This is a genomic window from Pseudomonas sp. 20P_3.2_Bac5 (assembly GCF_025466035.1).
Lineage (GTDB): Bacteria > Pseudomonadota > Gammaproteobacteria > Pseudomonadales > Pseudomonadaceae > Aquipseudomonas.
The window spans coordinates 1-16,434 of sequence record NZ_JANLOA010000103.1 but is presented as its reverse complement, the minus strand read 5'-3'; the positions used below and the strand labels follow the sequence as shown (position 1 = coordinate 16,434).

Annotated in this window: 17 protein-coding genes and 1 pseudogene; 6 read left to right on the top strand and 12 right to left on the bottom strand. The window is 67.1% G+C overall.

The window, feature by feature from the left end; genetic code table 11:
• The 12 genes from NTD88_RS18680 to NTD88_RS18625 all read right to left on the bottom strand — a co-directional run.
• Window positions 1–278: hypothetical protein (locus NTD88_RS18680; RefSeq protein ID WP_262191745.1), on the bottom strand; the 278-nt coding region annotated here is incomplete at its 3' end.
• Window positions 279–309: 31 nt separating this feature from the next.
• Complete coding sequence (locus NTD88_RS18675; protein WP_262155136.1) at window positions 310–1,266, bottom strand: type II secretion system F family protein; 957 nt, start codon at window positions 1,264–1,266, stop codon at window positions 310–312.
• Window positions 1,263–2,255, bottom strand: coding sequence for a type II secretion system F family protein (locus tag NTD88_RS18670; RefSeq protein WP_262155137.1), 993 nt, complete (start codon window positions 2,253–2,255; stop codon window positions 1,263–1,265). The genes NTD88_RS18675 and NTD88_RS18670 overlap by 4 nt, the downstream gene beginning before the upstream one ends.
• Window positions 2,256–3,626, bottom strand: a complete 1,371-nt coding sequence (locus NTD88_RS18665; protein ID WP_095158849.1) for a CpaF family protein — start codon at window positions 3,624–3,626, stop codon at window positions 2,256–2,258. It lies immediately after the preceding gene.
• Window positions 3,627–3,642: 16 nt separating this feature from the next.
• Window positions 3,643–4,878: a CpaE family protein gene (locus NTD88_RS18660; protein WP_262155138.1), complete on the bottom strand. Its 1,236-nt coding sequence runs from the start codon at window positions 4,876–4,878 to the stop codon at window positions 3,643–3,645.
• A 13-nt stretch (window positions 4,879–4,891) separates the two neighbouring features.
• On the bottom strand, window positions 4,892–5,536 hold the full coding sequence (locus tag NTD88_RS18655; RefSeq protein WP_095158851.1) for a CpaD family pilus assembly lipoprotein: 645 nt from the start codon (window positions 5,534–5,536) through the stop codon (window positions 4,892–4,894).
• 17 nt (window positions 5,537–5,553) lie between these two features.
• Window positions 5,554–7,062: a type II and III secretion system protein family protein gene (locus NTD88_RS18650; protein WP_262155139.1), complete on the bottom strand. Its 1,509-nt coding sequence runs from the start codon at window positions 7,060–7,062 to the stop codon at window positions 5,554–5,556.
• Between the two features lie 66 nt (window positions 7,063–7,128).
• Window positions 7,129–8,040: a Flp pilus assembly protein CpaB gene (cpaB, locus tag NTD88_RS18645; protein WP_262155140.1), complete on the bottom strand. Its 912-nt coding sequence runs from the start codon at window positions 8,038–8,040 to the stop codon at window positions 7,129–7,131.
• Between the two features lie 14 nt (window positions 8,041–8,054).
• Window positions 8,055–8,612, bottom strand: a complete 558-nt coding sequence (locus NTD88_RS18640) for a prepilin peptidase (RefSeq protein WP_262127682.1) — start codon at window positions 8,610–8,612, stop codon at window positions 8,055–8,057.
• Between the two features lie 18 nt (window positions 8,613–8,630).
• The gene (locus NTD88_RS18635) at window positions 8,631–8,828 is read right to left on the bottom strand and encodes a Flp family type IVb pilin (RefSeq protein WP_095158855.1); all 198 of its coding nucleotides are present in this window, start codon (window positions 8,826–8,828) and stop codon (window positions 8,631–8,633) included.
• Window positions 8,829–8,936: 108 nt separating this feature from the next.
• On the bottom strand, window positions 8,937–10,340 hold the full coding sequence (locus NTD88_RS18630; protein WP_262155141.1) for a sensor histidine kinase: 1,404 nt from the start codon (window positions 10,338–10,340) through the stop codon (window positions 8,937–8,939).
• Window positions 10,327–10,992, bottom strand: coding sequence for a response regulator transcription factor (locus NTD88_RS18625; protein ID WP_095158857.1), 666 nt, complete (start codon window positions 10,990–10,992; stop codon window positions 10,327–10,329). The genes NTD88_RS18630 and NTD88_RS18625 overlap by 14 nt, the downstream gene beginning before the upstream one ends.
• A 294-nt stretch (window positions 10,993–11,286) precedes the next feature.
• On the opposite strand from NTD88_RS18625, the gene NTD88_RS18620 reads away from it, so the two are divergent.
• From NTD88_RS18620 to NTD88_RS18600, 6 genes and pseudogenes are all read left to right on the top strand, one after another.
• Complete coding sequence (locus NTD88_RS18620; RefSeq protein WP_262155142.1) at window positions 11,287–12,294, top strand: AraC family transcriptional regulator; 1,008 nt, start codon at window positions 11,287–11,289, stop codon at window positions 12,292–12,294.
• Between the two features lie 161 nt (window positions 12,295–12,455).
• The gene (locus tag NTD88_RS18615) at window positions 12,456–13,205 is read left to right on the top strand and encodes a hypothetical protein (protein WP_262155143.1); all 750 of its coding nucleotides are present in this window, start codon (window positions 12,456–12,458) and stop codon (window positions 13,203–13,205) included.
• 14 nt (window positions 13,206–13,219) lie between these two features.
• Entirely contained in the window at window positions 13,220–13,471 is a 252-nt protein-coding gene (locus NTD88_RS18610; RefSeq protein ID WP_262155144.1) for a hypothetical protein, read from the top strand.
• Window positions 13,472–13,561: 90 nt separating this feature from the next.
• Window positions 13,562–14,395, top strand: a pseudogene (locus NTD88_RS29315) (cache domain-containing protein); the annotation flags it as partial.
• 114 nt (window positions 14,396–14,509) lie between these two features.
• Window positions 14,510–15,265 carry a methyl-accepting chemotaxis protein gene (locus NTD88_RS29310; protein WP_410017020.1) on the top strand — a complete coding sequence of 252 codons (756 nt, stop codon included), beginning with the start codon at window positions 14,510–14,512 and terminating at the stop codon, window positions 15,263–15,265.
• Window positions 15,266–15,478: 213 nt separating this feature from the next.
• The gene (locus NTD88_RS18600; protein ID WP_262155146.1) at window positions 15,479–16,387 is read left to right on the top strand and encodes a LysR substrate-binding domain-containing protein; all 909 of its coding nucleotides are present in this window, start codon (window positions 15,479–15,481) and stop codon (window positions 16,385–16,387) included.
• The last annotated feature ends 47 nt before the right edge of the window (window positions 16,388–16,434 follow it).

The following is a 16,434-nucleotide window of genomic DNA, read 5'->3' as shown; positions in this document are numbered from 1 at the left end:
GCCCAGGCGTCGCGTGGCGGGCGCACGGCGGCGGCGACGCTGGCGTATTCCAGCAGGTAGGCGCCCTTGAGCGGGCTGCGTTGGTCGAGGCGCTGGTAAACCTCGAAAGCGCCTTCCAGGCGGCCGTTGTCGCGCAGTACCCGGGCCAGTTTCAGCGCTTCGCGGTTTTCCTTGCCGGACAGCGTCGGCGCGCCGCCGGGCAGGGCCGAACCGAGGCTGCTGCAACCGCTGAGGGCGAGCACGGCAAGAAGGGTCAGGGTGGTCAGGGAGCGGGGCATGGCGGTCACTCGAAAAGGGCAGTCGGTAGGTTCAGTTGGACAGAAGGCGAACGATGCGCACCAGCGCCGGCGCACCCATCATCGCGATGATCGGCGGCAGGATCAGGGTCATCAGCGGCACGCTGAGCTGGGCCGGGAGTTTGCCGGCGCGCTCTTCCAGGGTGAGGATCAGGGTCTTGCGGCTCTCGTCGGAAATCGTCCGCAGCGCCTGCGACAGCGGTGTGCCATAGCGCTCGGCCTGGATCAGGGTCGAGACCATGCTGTCGATGCCGCTGACGCCGGTGCGTTCGGCGAGGTTGAGCAAGGCCCGCGGACGGTCGGCGAGGATTTGCAGTTCGGCGCAGGTGTAGCGCAACTCGTCGGCCATCTCCGGCGCCGACAGCGCCAGCTCCTTGGCCACCACTTGCAGCACGCGGCCCAGCGGCAGGCCGGCCTCGGCGCAGATCACCATCAGGTCGAGGGCATCCGGCAGGCTGCGGGCCAGCCGCCCGCCGCGGCGGGCGGCGCGCCATTTCAGCCAGAGTTCGGGGATCAGCCCGCCGACGAACAACGCCACCAGCGCCGCGGTGACGCCGTTGAGGCCGAGGCGCTTGCCCGGTTCCAGCAGCATCATCACCAGCGCCACCAGCAGCAGGCCGAGCAGGTACTTGCCGGCGATCAGCAGGCCGAGGGCCTCGCGCTGGCGCAGGCCGGCCATGGCCAGCAGAACGCCGAGCTTGTCGCGGTCACGCGGGCTGCCGGCGGCCTGTTCGCCAACCCGGGCCACGGCTTGCAACACGGCGAGCAGGCGCGGCGGCACTTGCAGGCCCTGGTCGCGGAGGATGTCGGCGCGGTCGCTGGTCGGGGCGCCGGCCGGGCGCCGGTTGAGGCGCTCGTGCAGCACCGGCTGGCGCTGCTGGCGGTACAGGCCGATCAGGCCGACGCCAAGGCCACAGCAGAGCAGGCCGAGCGCGGCCTGGACGAACGGATCCTGGAGCAAGCTGTTCATGCGATCTTCCGTACCATCAGGTGGGTGATGACCAGGCCCAGCGTCACGCTACCGAAGGCGTAGAACAGCACGCTGTTGCCGGTCGGGTCGTTGAGCAGGAACTGGAAGTCGCGCGGCGAGTTCAGGTACATGTAGCCCAGCGCGCAGGGCACCAGCGCCGCGACGATCTTGGCCGAGGCGCGGGCCTCGGAGGTCTTGGCCTGGACCTTCAGGTGCAGCTCCTGGCGCTCGCGCAGGGTCGCCGACAGCCGGTCGAGGGTTTCGCCGAGGCGCCCGCCGGCTTCTTGGTTGATGATCAGGATCACCGCGAAGAAGCGGTATTCATTGAGCGGGATGCGGTTGGCCGAGTCCTGCATCACCTGGCGCAGCGGCAGACCGAGGCGCAGCCAGTTGTCGATCTCGGCGAACTCCACCGCCAGCGGCCCGCTGATGTTCTGCGCGACCAGGGTGAAGGCGTTGCTCACCGGCACCCCGGCGCGGGCCGCGCGGGTGATCGCGTCGATCGCCTGCGGCAGGCTCAGCTTGAGGTCGTGCAGGTAGCGGTTCATCGCGTTGCGATAGACCACCGTGGCGACGCCGACGAAAGTCAGTCCGGCCAGCAGGCTGCCGTACAGCCACGGCCAGGGCATCTGCCGCCCGAGCACCACGCCGACGATCAGGCTGGCGACGGCCAGCAGGCCGAGGCGTGAACGCAGCTTGCCGTGCCAGCCGAGGCTGCGGCTGCCCAGCCACAAGCGCCCGAGCGGCGCGCCCAGCAGCGGCCAGCGGGTGCAGGCCGGAGCATCCTGGTCGCGCAGCAGGTCGGGGCTGTGTTCCAAGGCCAGGGCCGCGCCCGGGTGCGCCGCGACGAAGCCGGCCTTGAGCGCCGTCAACCGCTCGGCCTGGGCCTCGGCGCGCTGGCGCTTGCGGCTCAGGCTACGGACCGCGAAGAAGCCCAGCAGCACGCAGAGGAACACCAGCAGGGTGAACAGATCGAGCAGCGCGTCCATTCACTGGCCTCCCGTGAACAGGTGGGCGTGCCGGGTATAGAACTGCGGGCGCTGGCCGCTGGCGTTGAACTGGCCGACCAGGCGTCCGTCGGCATCCACGCTGCTGGTGGTGAAACCGTACAGTTCCTGGGTCTGGATCACGTCGTTCTCCATGCCGCAGACCTCGGTGATGGACACGATGCGGCGGCCACCGTCGCGCATGCGCTCGACCTGGACGATCAGGTTCACCGCACTGGCGATCTGTCGGCGGATGGCTTCCAGCGGCAGTTGCATGCCCGCCATCATCACCATGTTTTCCAGGCGCATGATGGCGTCCCGCGGGGTGTTGGCGTGGACGGTGCAGAGCGAGCCGTCGTGGCCGGTGTTCATCGCCTGGAGCATGTCGAAGCTTTCGCCGCCGCGCACCTCGCCGAGGATGATGCGGTCCGGGCGCATGCGCAGGGCGTTGCGCACCAGGTCGCGCTGGTCGACCTTGCCGGTGCCTTCGGCGCTGACCGGACGGGTTTCCAGGCGCACCACATGGCGCTGTTGCAGTTGCAGCTCGGCGGCGTCCTCGATGGTGATGACCCGGTCTTCGTCGCTGATGTTCTGCGACAGGGCGTTGAGCAGGGTGGTTTTGCCCGCGCCGGTGCCGCCGGAAACGACGATGTTGAGCTTGGCGAGCATGCCGCGCTTGAGCACCTCGGCCATCTCGAAGGACAGCGCGCCGCGTTCGGCGAGGATGTCCAGGGACATGTTGCGGCGCATGAACTTACGGATCGAGATGGTGGTGCCGTCGATCGCCAGCGGGTAGGTGATGACGTTCACCCGGCTGCCGTCGGCCAGCCGCGCATCGACCATCGGGTGCGCTTCGTCGATGCGCCGGCCCACCGCCGCGGCGATGCGCTGGGCGGTGTTGAACACGTGCTCTTCGTCGATGAAGGTGATCGGCGACAGTTCCAGCTTGCCGTAGCGCTCGACGAATACCTGGCCGGCGCCGTTGACCAGAATGTCGTTCACCGAGTCGTCGCCCAGCAGCGGCTGGATCGGGCCGATGCCGACCATCTCGTTGAGCATTTCCTCGCCGACCGCCTGTTCTTCCTGGCGGGACAACTGCAGGCGGCTGTCGTCGCAGATCTTGCGGATCACCGCCTCGACCTGCTGGCGCAGGGCATCGCGGCCGAGGGCAGCGGCTTTCAGCGGGTCGATCTGGTCGTAAAGCTGGTTGCGGATCAGCCGACGGTTCTGGGTGCCAAGGGTGTCCACCGGGCGGGCGGGCGCCGCGCGTTGCACCGAGGTCGGCTCGGTGCTGGCGCGGCTGTTGTGGGGCGGCGCGGGCACGTCGCTGACGGCGACCGCGGCGAGGTTCTTTTTCGGGTGTCGGATGATCATCGGCCGGTTCCTCGCTTCAGGCGGCGCGGCGGCCGCGGCCCAGGGCCTGGCGCAGACGCAGGATCAGATTGCCGCTGACGGCCGGGGCGCTGCTCGGCGTGCGTCCGCAGGCCAGGTCGGCGAGGTCCAGCAGGGCCTGTTGCAAGGCCGGGGCCCGCGCGGTCTGCAGCGGGCCGGCGAGCAGGCTGTCGGCGATCACGCTGCCGGCGTGGGGCAGCACCAGGTCGACCTTGTGCCCGACGAAATCCTCGAACTGCTGACGCTCCACCAGGTCCAGGTGGCCCGGCCGCACCGGGTTGCCCACCAGCAGCAGGCGCTGGCCGTTGCTCTCGTCGCCGATCTCGCGCAGCAGGCGCAGGCAGTTGCGCGCGTCCTGCACGCTGAAGTCGCAGAGCAGGATGCGCGTGTCGGCATGCTCCAGCACTTCCAGGGCGCCGTGGCAGCGGCCGCTGGGCAAGTCCCAGATCACCTGATTGAACAGTTGGCAGAGGCTGGCGCCGAGGTTCAGCAGGTGTTCGCCGCTGAAACTGTCGGCGGCGCGCAGGTCGGGTTGCTGGCCGAGCAGGTAGAGGCGTTCGTCGATCCGCGCCAGGGCCCGTTCGAGGAAGCGCGAGTCGATCTGCGCGGTGCTCAGCGCGGCGGCGAGGCCGGCGTCGCCGTCATGCCCGAGCAGCAGCGCCTGGTCGCCGTGACCGCGGTCGAAATCCACCACCGCGCTGCTGCTGTGACGCTGGCTGGCGAGCAACTGGCCGAGGCCGGCTACCACCGTGCTGGTGCCGCGGCCACCGCTGACGCCGGTGATGGCGATGGTGCGGCCGGTGCGGCTGCCGGGGCGCAGGCTGTCATGCGGGTCGCGGGCGCGGCGCAGGGTGTTGGCGAACTGGTCGAGGGGCACCGGTTTGCACAGGTAATCCTGCACGCCGCTGTGCAGCAGCGCGCGGTAGAGGTTCAGGTCGTGGGTGCTGCCCAGGGCGATCAAGCGGCAGTCCGGCGGGCAGACCTGGGCCAGCTCGGCCACCGCTTGCAGCGGCGAGGCCTGGCCGTCGAGATCGACCACCAGCACTTCGGGCGCCGCCTGCTCGCGGCAGCCGGTCAGCGCCGCGGCGAAACCGCCGGCGCGTGCCAGTTGCGCCGGCAGGCCGAGGCGTTGCAGGTACTGGCCGAACAGTTCGGCGTCGGCGGCACTGGCGGCGTATAGCAGCACCGGTGGCACGTCGTTGCCGGGCGGGGTGACTCGCGTGGTGTCGTTCATGGCTCGCTCCCGGTCAGTCCTTGTTGAAGTTGATGTCCAGCAGTTCCACGGTCTCGTGGCGCTGGTAACGCTCGACCGCGTTCACTGCGGCGACGCCGTCGGCGCCTTCGAGGCTTTGCGCGCGGTTGAGGTCGCGCGGGTCGGCGACCATGCGCGCGATGTTGGCGCGGTTGGCGCAGCCCAGGTCGCCGACGGCGCGGTACGGCTTGACTGCCGAACGGTCCGGGTCGCTGATGGTGCAATCGGGGATCTGCGCCACCAGTGCTTCGGACACCACCTGCAGGTCGGCGCCCTGGGCCTTGTCCAACTGGGTCGGCGCGACGATCACCTGGCGGGCGCCGAGCTGGGTCAGCACCTCGCCGAGGCGTTTGGCGACCTGTTCGCCGGCCGGGGTGGACGGGCGCAGGGTCAGGGTCTGCTGGCTGATGCGGCCTTGGCGGGCGAGCAGGGTGTTGAGGTCGGCCAGCGATTCGCGGCTCATGCCGCCGCCCGCGCTGGCGGTGAGGTGCGCGACCATCGCCGACGGCACGGCGCGGATCGGTGCTTGCGGGCTTTGCGGGGCGTAGAGGGCGATACGTTGGTCGTTGACGCTGCGGTCGCAGGCGCCCAGCAACAGCGCGAGGGACAGGGCGACGAACAGGGGTTTGGCGGCGTGCATGCGAAGTGCTCCGAAACTTAGTACAGGTAGCCGGCGGACGCCTGGGCGGGCAGTTGCGAGTCCAGGGTGCGCAGGCCGCGGCCCGGGGTTTGCAGGTCACCCGGGTTGGTGGGCTCGACGACGTAGGCGGTGGCGATGATCACCAGTTCCGTGTCGGCCTGGCTGGAAGTGTGGGTCTCGAACAGGCGGCCAAGGCCCGGGACGCTGCTCAGGCCGGGAACGCCGCTGACCTGCTGGGCGCTGTTGCTGCGCAGCATGCCGGCGAGGGCGAAACTCTGGCCGCTGGCGAGTTCCACCGTGGTGTCGGCGCGGCGCACCTTGAACGCGGGAATCACGTTGCCTTGCAGCTCCACCGCGCCTTCGTCGGACAGGTCGCTGACTTCCGGGGCCACGTGCAGGCTGATGCGGTTGGGCGAGAGCAGGGTCGGGGTCATGCGCATGATCACGCCGTACTGCTTGTATTCGATGGTGATGTTGTTGTTGGTGGTGATGACGATCGGCACCTCGCCGCCGGCGGCGAAGCCCGCGGTCTCGCCGGACATGGCGGTCAGGTTGGGTTCGGCCAGCACCGTCGCCAGGCCGTCCTGGGACAGGGCGGTGAGCAGGCCGGAGACGGTGGTCGAGCCATAGCGGTGGAAGCCGCCGGCCACCGCGTTGGTGGCGCTGCCGCCGGTGAACGCGCCGGTGGTGGCGTCGAACAGGCTGCGGGCGTTGCGGAAGAAATAGTTGCCGTCCTTGAGGGTCGCTTCCCAGTTCAGGCCCAACTCGGAGCTGAGGCTGCGGGAGACTTCAACGATGCGCACGCTGAGGTTGACCTGGGCCGACAGCTCCACCTTGAGCTGGTTGATTACCCGCGGCCCGTCGCTGCCGGCGGCGCCGCCACCGTTGGGGCTGCTGCTCGGCGAGCCGAGGTAGGCCTCGACCGCGCTGATCACCTGACGCGCCTGCTGCGGCGTGCGGACATTGCCGCGCACCACCAGGCCCTTGGCCGAGGACGGGCCGAATTCGACCTTGGCCCCCGGCACTTCGGCGCTGATCTGTTTGCTCAGGGCCTCCAGGTCGTAGTCGGCGACCACCCGGATCGCGGCGATCACCTGGTCCTGCGCGTCGAGGGCGTAGAGCGTGGTGGCGCCGGCGCTTTCGGCGAAGACGAAGACGCTGCCGGGGGTCGGCACCTGGTAGCTGGCGATCTTCGGATCGGCCACCAGCACTTTGCTCGCCGCCTTGGGCAGTTGCAGCAACCGGCCCTGTTTCAGCAGCAGGTGCAGGTCGCGGGTTTCGCGGACTTCGGTCAGGGTTGCCGGCAGGCGTGGCGCGGCGGCTTTGGGGGCCGGCGCGACGGGGTATTCGGCCTCGCTGGCGTAGGCTTCGGGGTCCACCGGCTGGGCCACTTCTTCATATTGCGGCGGCAGTTCCAGGGGCGGGTCGAGGACCACGACCTCGGCGCGCAACGGCAGGGCGCAGAACAAACCGAGGCCCAGCGCGCAGGACAGCGACAGGGGGGAGCAGGCAGGGGCGAACTTCATCGTCAGGAATTCCGGAAAGGCCAGTCAATGCCCGCGGCGCGGGCACGGTCGGGAGGGTCGGGAGCCTCAGTGGCTGGGCGGCACGATCTCGGTGGTGCCGCCGCGATAGAGCATGACCGGGGCCGCGGCCTTGGCCGGGTAGAGGTCGGTGGTCTGGGCCAGGCGGGTGACCTCGCGGTTGCCGCTGCGGGGCAGGCCGTCGCTCTCTTCGCGGTTGCTGCGCAAGGCCAGTTGCAACACGCCGATCTCCTTGCTCAGGGACAGGCGCTCGGCCTGGCGCGGCGTGACTTCGACGGTGACGCTGTCGAAGTACGGGTTTTCGTCTTTCTTGCCTGGCGTGGCCGGGGCCTTGGCGCGGTCGTTGCGCTGGGTCAGGTCACGGGCGCTGCGGTTCAGCGCCAGCACTCGGACGTTGCGCAGCAAGGTCTGGGCCGCGTAGGGCGGCGGGAAGACGGGCGCGCCAACGGCGTCGCGGCCTTCGAGGGCGTCCTTGTTCAGCGCCAGGATGATGTCGACGCGATCACCCGGGGCGATCAGGCCCTGGCCGGCGGCGACCGCCGAGGTGGGCAGGGTCAGGGCGCGCATGCCGGGGGTCAGCGCGGTGGCCAGGAAGCCCGGCTCGCCGGGGCGCACCAGGGCGTTGACGAACACCGGCTGGCCTTCGGCGACGGTGCGCCGCACGGTGGCGCCGACCACCAGGCCGAGGTCGTCCTGGCCACGCAGGTAAACCTGTTCGGCCGGTAGCGCGGCGTCGGTTTCCTGCCAGCGCAGCAGGCTGCTGTCGATGAACTGGCCGGGCTTGAGTTCACGGGTGGCGACCAGCACCGCCAGTTTGCTCACGGAGACGGGGGCTGCTTCGGCGGGCGCCTTGGCCGCGACGGGCGCGGCGGGCGGAGCGAGCAGGACGCGGGCCAGCAGGGCGGCGCCGCCAGCCAGGGTCAAAGCGCCTGCCAGCAGGAGGACGGAAGGGGTTTTCATGGTTCAACCGGTCGTCAGGAGTGAATGGGAAACAGCAGGGTGTAGAAGCTGCCGGTCGCAATGGCCAGGCCGTAGGGCAGGCCTTGCGGGCGGTCGCTGGTGAGCACCGTGGGCGTGGCGATGGCCAGGCCTGGAAAGCGTGCGCCGAGGCGTTGCCAGAGCAGCGCGACGACCTGTTCCAGCGGCGTCAGCAGCGGCATGGCCAGGGCGAGGATGCCGCCGGCCAGGGCCGTGACGATCAGGAACGCCATCTGGTTGCCGCCACTCCACAGGCACAGCACGGTCATCAGCTTGACGTCGCCGGCGCCGACCTGGCCCAGGTTGAACAGCATGAAACCCACCGCCAGTACCAGCGCCGCGCCGAACAGCGCGCTGCCGGTCTCGTTCAGCAGCGCCGGGCCGGCGAGTGCGCCCCAGGGCCCGAGGCCGAGCAGGGCGAACAGCGGCAAGGCGCACCAGACCAGCAGCAACAGCACCACCAGCAGGTTGTGGATGCGGCGGTAGAGCAGGTCCGAGCAGATCACCCAGCACAGCGCGGGGAGCAGGACGACAAGGGCGAAAGTGCTGTTCATCTGGGCTGGCTGGCCGGCTTATTGCGCGGCGCCACCCTTGTCGCCGTTGATCTGGTTGCCGATGGCGGCGAAGCGGTCCTTGAGCGCTTTGATGAACACCCCGTCCTCGCCAAAGATGATGCCGATGGCCGCGGCCATGGCGGCGGCGAGGATGCCGTACTCGATGGCGGTCACACCGCTTTCGTCGTTGAGGAAGGCGCGGATGCGTGGGGTCATGGCAAGTCTCCGGGAACAGGGTTGGGGGGAGGAAAGGCCCCCGGCGGGGCGTGGCGATATTAAGATTTATTCTCAATTGGCGAGCAAGGCGACAACCATTAAGAATGCTTAACGAACCTCGCCCGCCGGGCCCGGGCGCTGACGGCGCACGCACAGGGTGGCGATCAGGCCGGGACGGTTGTCGCCCAGGTGCAGCTCGCCGCCGTGCAGCTCGGCGATCGCCCGCACCAGGGTCAGGCCAAGGCCATGGCCGGGGGTTTCGCTGCTTTCGCCGAGGCGCTGGAACCGCTCCATCGCCCGCTCGCTCTGGGCCGCGGCGATACCGGCGCCGTGGTCGCGCACCTGCAGTTCGCCATGGCCGTTGCGTGACTGCGCGCGCAGGGTGATCGGCAGCCCCGGCGGCGCGTACTTGAGGGCGTTGTCGATCAGGTTGGCGAGGCCCTGGAACAACAGCGCACGGTCACCGTAGAGCTGACAGTCACGGGCCACGTCCAGGCGCAGCGGACACCCGCGCTGCTCGGCCAGGGGCTGGTAGTAATCGGTGACGTCGTGCAGCAGTTCATGCACATCGATGGTCTGGAAATGGCAGGTCATGCGCCCGGTTTCCACCTCGGCAATCCGCATCACCGCCCGGAACAGGTTCTGGATCCGCTCGCTGTCCTGCACCGCGCAGAGCAGCTCGTCGCGGGCCGGACCTTCGAGCATTTCACTGGCGGTGAGCAGGCGACTCTGCAGGCGGGTCAGCGGCGTGCGCAGCTCATGGGCGATATGGCTGGTGATGTGCTTGACCTCGTCCATCAGCTTGTTGATCCGCAGCAGGCCGTGGTTGATCTCGACGCCCAACTGATCGAATTCGTCGCCTTGCTGGGTGGTCGGCGCGCGGGCGGTGTAGTCGCCGTTGGCGTAGCGCACCAGCGCATCGCGAATGCGGTTGATGCGGTAGAGGTTGTGCAGGCCGAAGGGCAGGGCGGTGATCAGGATCGACAGCAGCAACAGCAGCAAGCCGGCGCCGGTGGCCAGCGGGATGATCCGCGTGCGTTCGAGCATCGGTCGCAGGTCGAAGGCACTGAAGTACTGGCCGCCGTCGGGCAGAGGGATCGACAGGCCGAGGATTTCCGCGGTGTAGCCGTTGCTGTTGGTGAGGGTCATGTGGTGCCAGCGCGGCTTGTCGGTGGCTGGGCGGCGGGTGTCGGGCAGGTAATCGGGGTTGCCCAGCAGCAGCCGGCCATCACGGTCGATGACCACCGCCTGGTGCTCCTTGCGCACCTCCAGCGACTGGCGATGCTGCAGCGACCAGGCCAACTGCGCGGCGTCCTGGAAACGTCCCTGCAACTGCCCGCTGCGCACCTCGTTGAGGATCATGTCGCGCACATGGCTGCGCATCACCACTTCCAGCAACTGGTTGCTCAGCACGATGGAGATCAGCGAGAACAACAGGCAGATGAAGGCGATGGTGGTTGCTTGGCGCAGGCTGCTGGTGGCGAGGAGTGGGCGAAAGCTAGCCCAGGACATAGCCGATCGCCCTTACCGTCTTGATCAGTGGGTGCTCGAAGCCTTTTTCCAGCTTGGTGCGCAGTTTGGACAGGTGCACGTCGATGAGGTTGGTCTGCGGGTCGAAGTTGTAGCCCCAGATCCGCTCCAGCAGCATGCCGCGGGTGACCACTTGCCCCGCGTGTTCGGCGAGCACCTGGAGCAGCTTGAACTCCTTGTCGGTGAGGTCGATGGCTTTCTCGCCGCGTTGGACGCGGCGGCTGGCCAGGTCGATGCGCAGGTCCTGGATCTGCAGAATCTCGCTCGGCACCTGGCGCTGGTGACGCCGCGCCAGCAGCTCAAGGCGCAGCAGCAACTCGTTGAAGTCGAAAGGTTTGCCCAGGTAGTCGTCGGCGCCGGCACGCAGCCCCTCGACCCGGTCGCTGCTCTGGTCGTTGGCCGACAGGATCAGGATCGGCGGGCGATTCTGCCCGTGCAGCCGTTGCAGCACTTCGATGCCGTCCATCTTTGGCAGGATCCGGTCGAGAATCACCACATCGAAGACCTCGCTGCCGATCATCTGCAAGGCACATTCGCCGTTGTCGATCAGTCGGCAGTTGTGCCCGCACGCATGCAGCTTGCAACCGAGCCAATGGCTGACCGAAGGGTCGTCCTCTACTACTAATACCCGCATTCACCGCTCCTTCACTGGAGATTCGCGCTTGTTCTATCAGCCTGCTGACTCATCGTTCAGTTAAGAATTATTAAGATTAGATACTGAGAATCATTACCAACAATTGTATGACAACTCATTTCACTTTGGAATCGATTGATGGCATTTACCTATCAGGCTGAAACCCCATCAGGAAAAGCCTTACTCCATTTGCGGTCTTCCAATAGGCAGCGGTTAGCTGGGTAAAATGAGCCCCTTTGGTGTCGGATGACCGACCTTCATCTGGTAGACCAACTCTTTTCCCGGGGCCCTTTCATGCACACCCTTTCGCGGACCTTCGCCAGCGCGATCATTGCCGCGCTCGGCGAGTCTGATCCTGCCGTCGCCGCGCTTTGCCGACGCCTGGGCGAGCCGCTGTTGGCGGCGTCCGGTCCGGCGTTCATTTCATTGGCGTCGCTCACCGCGTTGTTCGAGCAGGCCAGTGCCCTCAGCGGCGACCCGGACATCGGCCTGCGCGCCTTTCACCACGCCCATCCGGCGAACCTCGGGCCGTTAGGCTATGCGCTGATGTCCAGCCCGACGATTGGCAGCGTATTGACCGCCATTGCCGAGTTTCACCACCTGATCGGCACCGGCTTTTGCCTGTTCGTTGAAGAGCGGATCGAGGGCGTGCGTCTGGTGGGCGTGGTGACCGACCCCGAGCAGCAGCCGTTGTCGCGGGTGTTCATCGATGCCATCGCGGCCATCACCCTCGGCTTGTTGTGCTGGCTGGTGCCGGGGCGGGTGATCCGGCCGTTGCGGGCGGAACTGAGCTACCCGCGACCGGCCGACACCCGCGCCGTCGAGGACCTGTACGGCGCTGAAATCCACTACGGCGCGGCGCAGAACGCGCTGCTGTTCAGTCACGCCGATGTCCAGCTCGCGGTGGCCACCCACGACCCGGCGCTGCACGCGGTGCACAGTCAGTACCTGGCGCAGTGGCAGCGACAACTGGACAGCGACACCGTCAGCCTGCGGGTGAGACGGGTGATCAGCGAACATTTCGCTCAGGGCCGGCCGGTGACGCTGGCGGGGGTGGCCGAGAGCCTCGGGCTGAGCCAGCACCAGCTCAGCCGCGGCCTGGAAAATGAAGGCCACGGCTTCTTGCGCCTGCTCGATGAAGTGCGCCTGCGCGATAGCCACAACTTGCTGCGTAGCAGCACCCTGAGCTTCAAGCAGATCGCTTATCAGGTGGGTTTCCGTCACCAGAGCGCGTTCAACAAGGCCTGTGAACGGTGGTTCGGTATGGGGCCGGGACGCTATCGGGAACAGGGGCGCAGCTAGTTTCCTTTATCCACGCAGCCCTTTCCTTTATCCCTCGGCCGGCACGGGGTTAAAGCCTGCAGCGAAAGTGCGGACAATCGCCCGCACACGTTTGCGCCCCCTCGCCGAGGTTTCCCATCTCCATTCCCCGCGTTGCCCTCCTGCTTGCCCTGACCGTCGTGGTGCTGAGTGCGCCGCAGGTGATTGTGTTCGGCAAGGCCGTGGGCTTGTGCCTGTTGTTGCTGGTGCTGGCGTGTTGGCAGGCCCGGCGCCTTCGCGCGGGGCGGCGCGAGGTGGAGACGCTGCGGCAAACCCTGTCCGCGCTGCATCACGATGCGCTGCTGTTGGCGCAGTTGGCCGCGCGGCTCAACGACCTCACCGACAGTTGCGACATCGCTTTGCAACAACAGCAGCGCAAGCTCGAGCACACCGCGCCGGCCTTCGCGCGGATCAAGGATCAAGCCCGGAAACTGGTCGGCACGGCACAGCGGGTCGACAACGAATCACGCCAGTCGCTGCGTCTGGCGCGTGAGGGCCAGGCCGGGCTCAGCGCGACGCTGATGGCGTTCCGTTCGATGGACAAGTCAGCGACCTGCGCCGAAGCCGAGGGCGCGATGATGGTGCAGGACGTCCGGGCGCTGGCCCGGGAAAGCCGCGACCAGGCCTATAGCGCCAACCTCGCCCTGGCCGGGATCAGCGACGCGGCGAGCAGCATCAGCCAGTGCGGCACGCTGATTGCTCGCGACTGCGAGGCCCAGGGTCGAGCGACGGATGAGCTTGAGGGTGCCCTGGCAAGTATCGAACAACTCGCGCAGACCTCGGCCTGGCGTTCGCGCCAGGCCAGCGCCGCCAGCCAGGAGCTGGCGCGCAAGGCCGCGCGGCTGGAAACACGATTGAAGGCTTGTCCACGGCCCAAGGGCCTCCACGCGTAGTGCCGGAGGTAAGAGTGATCCTGTTCAAAGCGTTGATGCGTCGTTATCACGACCTGATGAAATGCGTCGCCCAGCGGCCCGAGCCGGTGGATGCCGAGTCCGCCAAGCCACTGCTGGAGGCCCTGGAGCAACTGGCGGCGGAAGCCGAGCGGCTGGAGGCGCGGTTGCGTGTGCTCAGCGAGAACCGCCAGCGCCTGCAACCTCCCGAGCCGCACCTGCGGCTGGTCTGGCCGCCCAGGGACGACAAGGACAAAGCCAACGGTTGATTGCTGGAAAGTGAATACTGTTATGAATGTAAATCGATTTAAAACATCGCAAATTCGCTAATCCTTTTCTATTTTTCTCGTTTCTTGTGAATGCATTGGTGTATGTTTGCCGCCGCAGGCCATACCCCTGCCATCACTCTTACAAGAACGAGGCATCCCATGTCCGGGTTGAGAAAACTCCGCATCAGTACGCGTGTCACCCTGTTGGTTGCGTGCATTTCCCTTTTTGTCTTGTGCCTGAGCGGCTGGCTGGGGCTGACCCTGCAGCGCACCTTGCTGAGCGAAAAAATGGCTGGCGTCGGCACTGCGCTGAACACCGCCTCGAACATCCTCGGCCACTACCAGCGCCAGGCCAGCGAAGGCCATCTGAGCGCGGAAGAGGCGCAGCGCCAGGCGCTGCAGGCGGTGGGCACCATCCGCTACCTCGGCGACAACTACCTGCTGGTCCTCGACCTCGACCACCGCATGCTCATGCACCCCACCGCGCCGGCGCTGGTGGGCAAGCAACTGGCGGACTTCAAGGACGTCAACGGCAAGCTGTTTTCCCGCGAGATGATCGACAAGGCGCGCAGCCTCGGCCGTGGCACGGTGGAGTACTGGTTCCCGCGGGCCAATGGCGCCCAGGCCGAGTTCAAGGTCTCGGAAGTGCTGCTGTTCAAGCCGTGGGGCTGGGTGTTGGCCAGCGGCATCCATCCGCAGGACGTGCGTGACGAAGTCAACCAGGTGCTGCGCGTGCCGGCCTTTATCGTCGGGCTTGCCTTGCTGGCCATCGGGTTGTTCGCCTGGCTGCTGATCCGCAGCATCACCCGGCCGTTGAACGACACCGTCGATGCGCTGGCCCGCGCCACTCAGGGCCACACCGACCTGACCCTGCGCCTGCCGGTGGACGGCGACGATGAACTGAGCCAGGTGTCGCGCAGTTTCAACAGCCTGGTGCTGGCGGCCCATGACGTCACCGCCAGCGTGGTCGATGCCAGCCAGGCCATCGCCAAGGCCAGCGACGACCTCGGCCGCATCACCCGCACCGCCCAGGACAACATGGCCGCCCAGCAACAGGAAACCGACAGCGTGGTCGCGGCCATGACCCAGATGGTCTGCACCGTGCAGGAAGTGGCGCAGAACGCCAGCGTCGCTGCCCGCGCCACCGAAGAGGCCGAACGCCACGCCAGCGAGGGGCGTGGCACGGTGGACGAGACCGTCAGTGCGATTGGCGTGCTGGCGGACGGTCTGAACGACAGCCGCCGCGTGGTGGACCAGCTTGCCGCCGATTCCGGCAGCGTCGGCCAGGTACTGGAAGTCATCTCGGCCATCGCCGAGCAGACCAACCTGCTGGCGCTCAACGCCGCCATCGAAGCCGCCCGCGCGGGCGAGCACGGGCGTGGTTTCGCCGTGGTCGCGGACGAAGTGCGCAGCCTGGCCATGCGCACCCAGAAATCGACCCTGGAAATCCAGCAGATCATTACCCGCGTCCAGGCGGGCGCCAGCGAAGCGGCGGGCCAGATCGGCACCAACGTCGCCGCCGCGCAGCACCCGGTGCAAGCCTCGGCCCGCGCCGGGCAGGCGCTGGAACGGATAACCGTGTCGGCGGCGACGGTCAGCCAGATGGCCTTCCAGATTGCCAGCGCGTCCGAGGAGCAGGCGGCCACGGCGGACGAAATCAACCGCAGCATCACCCGCATTCACGATGCCGCGTCCACCGGCACGCACACCCTGCGGCAGACGGGGGAGGCGTGTGAAGGGTTGAAGCGGGTATCGCGGCAGTTGCAGGAGCAGGTGGCGAAAGTGGTGATTTGAGTCGGGGTGAGGGTTTGTGATCTTTAGTGTTTTTCAGATAGAGCGCTAAAAACTGTCAGCCAGTCCCTCAACGACCCAAGGAAAAATATCTTCCACGCACAGGAAAAACCTCTCCTGGCGGCCAAGCTGTCATCCGGCGTCTACGGTAAGGTGACAGCTTCATCGACCACACCGCTGCGGGACGGAGCCGGCAGCCGGCCAGGAGAGGTTCACGTGGCTTCCTACACCCTGCGACAACTCAAGTACTTCGTCACCACGGTCGAGGCCGGTAGCGTTGCCGAAGCCTCGCGTCAGCTCTACATTGCGCAGCCTTCGATTTCCACGGCGATCAAGAGCCTGGAAGAGAGCTTCGGCGTGCAACTGTTCATCCGTCACCACGCCCAGGGCGTGTCGCTGACGCCCAGCGGCAAGCGTTTCTACAGCAAGACCAAGTCGCTGTTGCAGATGGCCCGTGAATTCGAGCAGAACGCCCTGGCCGACAACGACACCGTGGCCGGTCAGGTCGATATCGGTGTGTTTGAAACCGTCGCGCCGCTGTACCTGCCGCGGCTGATCGCCGGATTTCGCCAGCGCTATCCGGGGGTGGACATCCGCCTGCGCGATGGCGAGCAGCAGGAACTGATCCAGGGCCTGACGTCGGGCACCTTCGACCTGGCATTTCTCTACGATCACTACCTCGACAACACCATCGAAACCGAGCCGCTGATGCCGCCGCAGAAACCCTATGTGCTGCTGCCGCAGAAGCACCGTTTCGCCGGCCAGACGCAGGTGTCCCTGCGTGACCTGTGCCCGGAGCCGATGATCCTGCTGGACGTGGCGCCGAGCCGGACCTACTTCGTCAGTCTGTTCAACGACCTCGAGCTGACGCCGAATATCGTCTTCAGCTCGCCATCGATCGAGATGGTGCGCGGCATGGTGGGGCAGGGCTTCGGCTTCTCGTTGCTGGTGACCCGGCCGAGTTCCGAATGCACCTATGACGGGCAGAAAGTGGTGGCGGTGGAGATTGCCGAGCCGGTGGAAATGTCCGGGCTGGTGACCGCCAAGCTGAAGCGGGTGCAGTTGACCCGGCCGGCGCAGTTGTTTGTGGATTTCTGTCGGGAAGAGTTGGCGCGGTTGAGCTGATGGCTGCTTTGCGGTCCATCGCGAGCAAGCTCGCTCCTACAGTCCAC

Coding starts and splice junctions, on each gene's coding strand:
- NTD88_RS18675 (WP_262155136.1), bottom strand. CDS start 1,266: ATGAACAGCTTGCTCCAGGATCCGTTCGTCCAGGCCGCGCTCGGCCTG.
- NTD88_RS18670 (WP_262155137.1), bottom strand. CDS start 2,255: ATGGACGCGCTGCTCGATCTGTTCACCCTGCTGGTGTTCCTCTGCGTG.
- NTD88_RS18665 (WP_095158849.1), bottom strand. CDS start 3,626: ATGATCATCCGACACCCGAAAAAGAACCTCGCCGCGGTCGCCGTCAGC.
- NTD88_RS18660 (WP_262155138.1), bottom strand. CDS start 4,878: ATGAACGACACCACGCGAGTCACCCCGCCCGGCAACGACGTGCCACCG.
- NTD88_RS18655 (WP_095158851.1), bottom strand. CDS start 5,536: ATGCACGCCGCCAAACCCCTGTTCGTCGCCCTGTCCCTCGCGCTGTTG.
- NTD88_RS18650 (WP_262155139.1), bottom strand. CDS start 7,062: ATGAAGTTCGCCCCTGCCTGCTCCCCCCTGTCGCTGTCCTGCGCGCTG.
- cpaB (WP_262155140.1), bottom strand. CDS start 8,040: ATGAAAACCCCTTCCGTCCTCCTGCTGGCAGGCGCTTTGACCCTGGCT.
- NTD88_RS18640 (WP_262127682.1), bottom strand. CDS start 8,612: ATGAACAGCACTTTCGCCCTTGTCGTCCTGCTCCCCGCGCTGTGCTGG.
- NTD88_RS18635 (WP_095158855.1), bottom strand. CDS start 8,828: ATGACCCCACGCATCCGCGCCTTCCTCAACGACGAAAGCGGTGTGACC.
- NTD88_RS18630 (WP_262155141.1), bottom strand. CDS start 10,340: ATGTCCTGGGCTAGCTTTCGCCCACTCCTCGCCACCAGCAGCCTGCGC.
- NTD88_RS18625 (WP_095158857.1), bottom strand. CDS start 10,992: ATGCGGGTATTAGTAGTAGAGGACGACCCTTCGGTCAGCCATTGGCTC.
- NTD88_RS18620 (WP_262155142.1), top strand. CDS start 11,287: ATGCACACCCTTTCGCGGACCTTCGCCAGCGCGATCATTGCCGCGCTC.
- NTD88_RS29310 (WP_410017020.1), top strand. CDS start 14,510: ATGGCCGCCCAGCAACAGGAAACCGACAGCGTGGTCGCGGCCATGACC.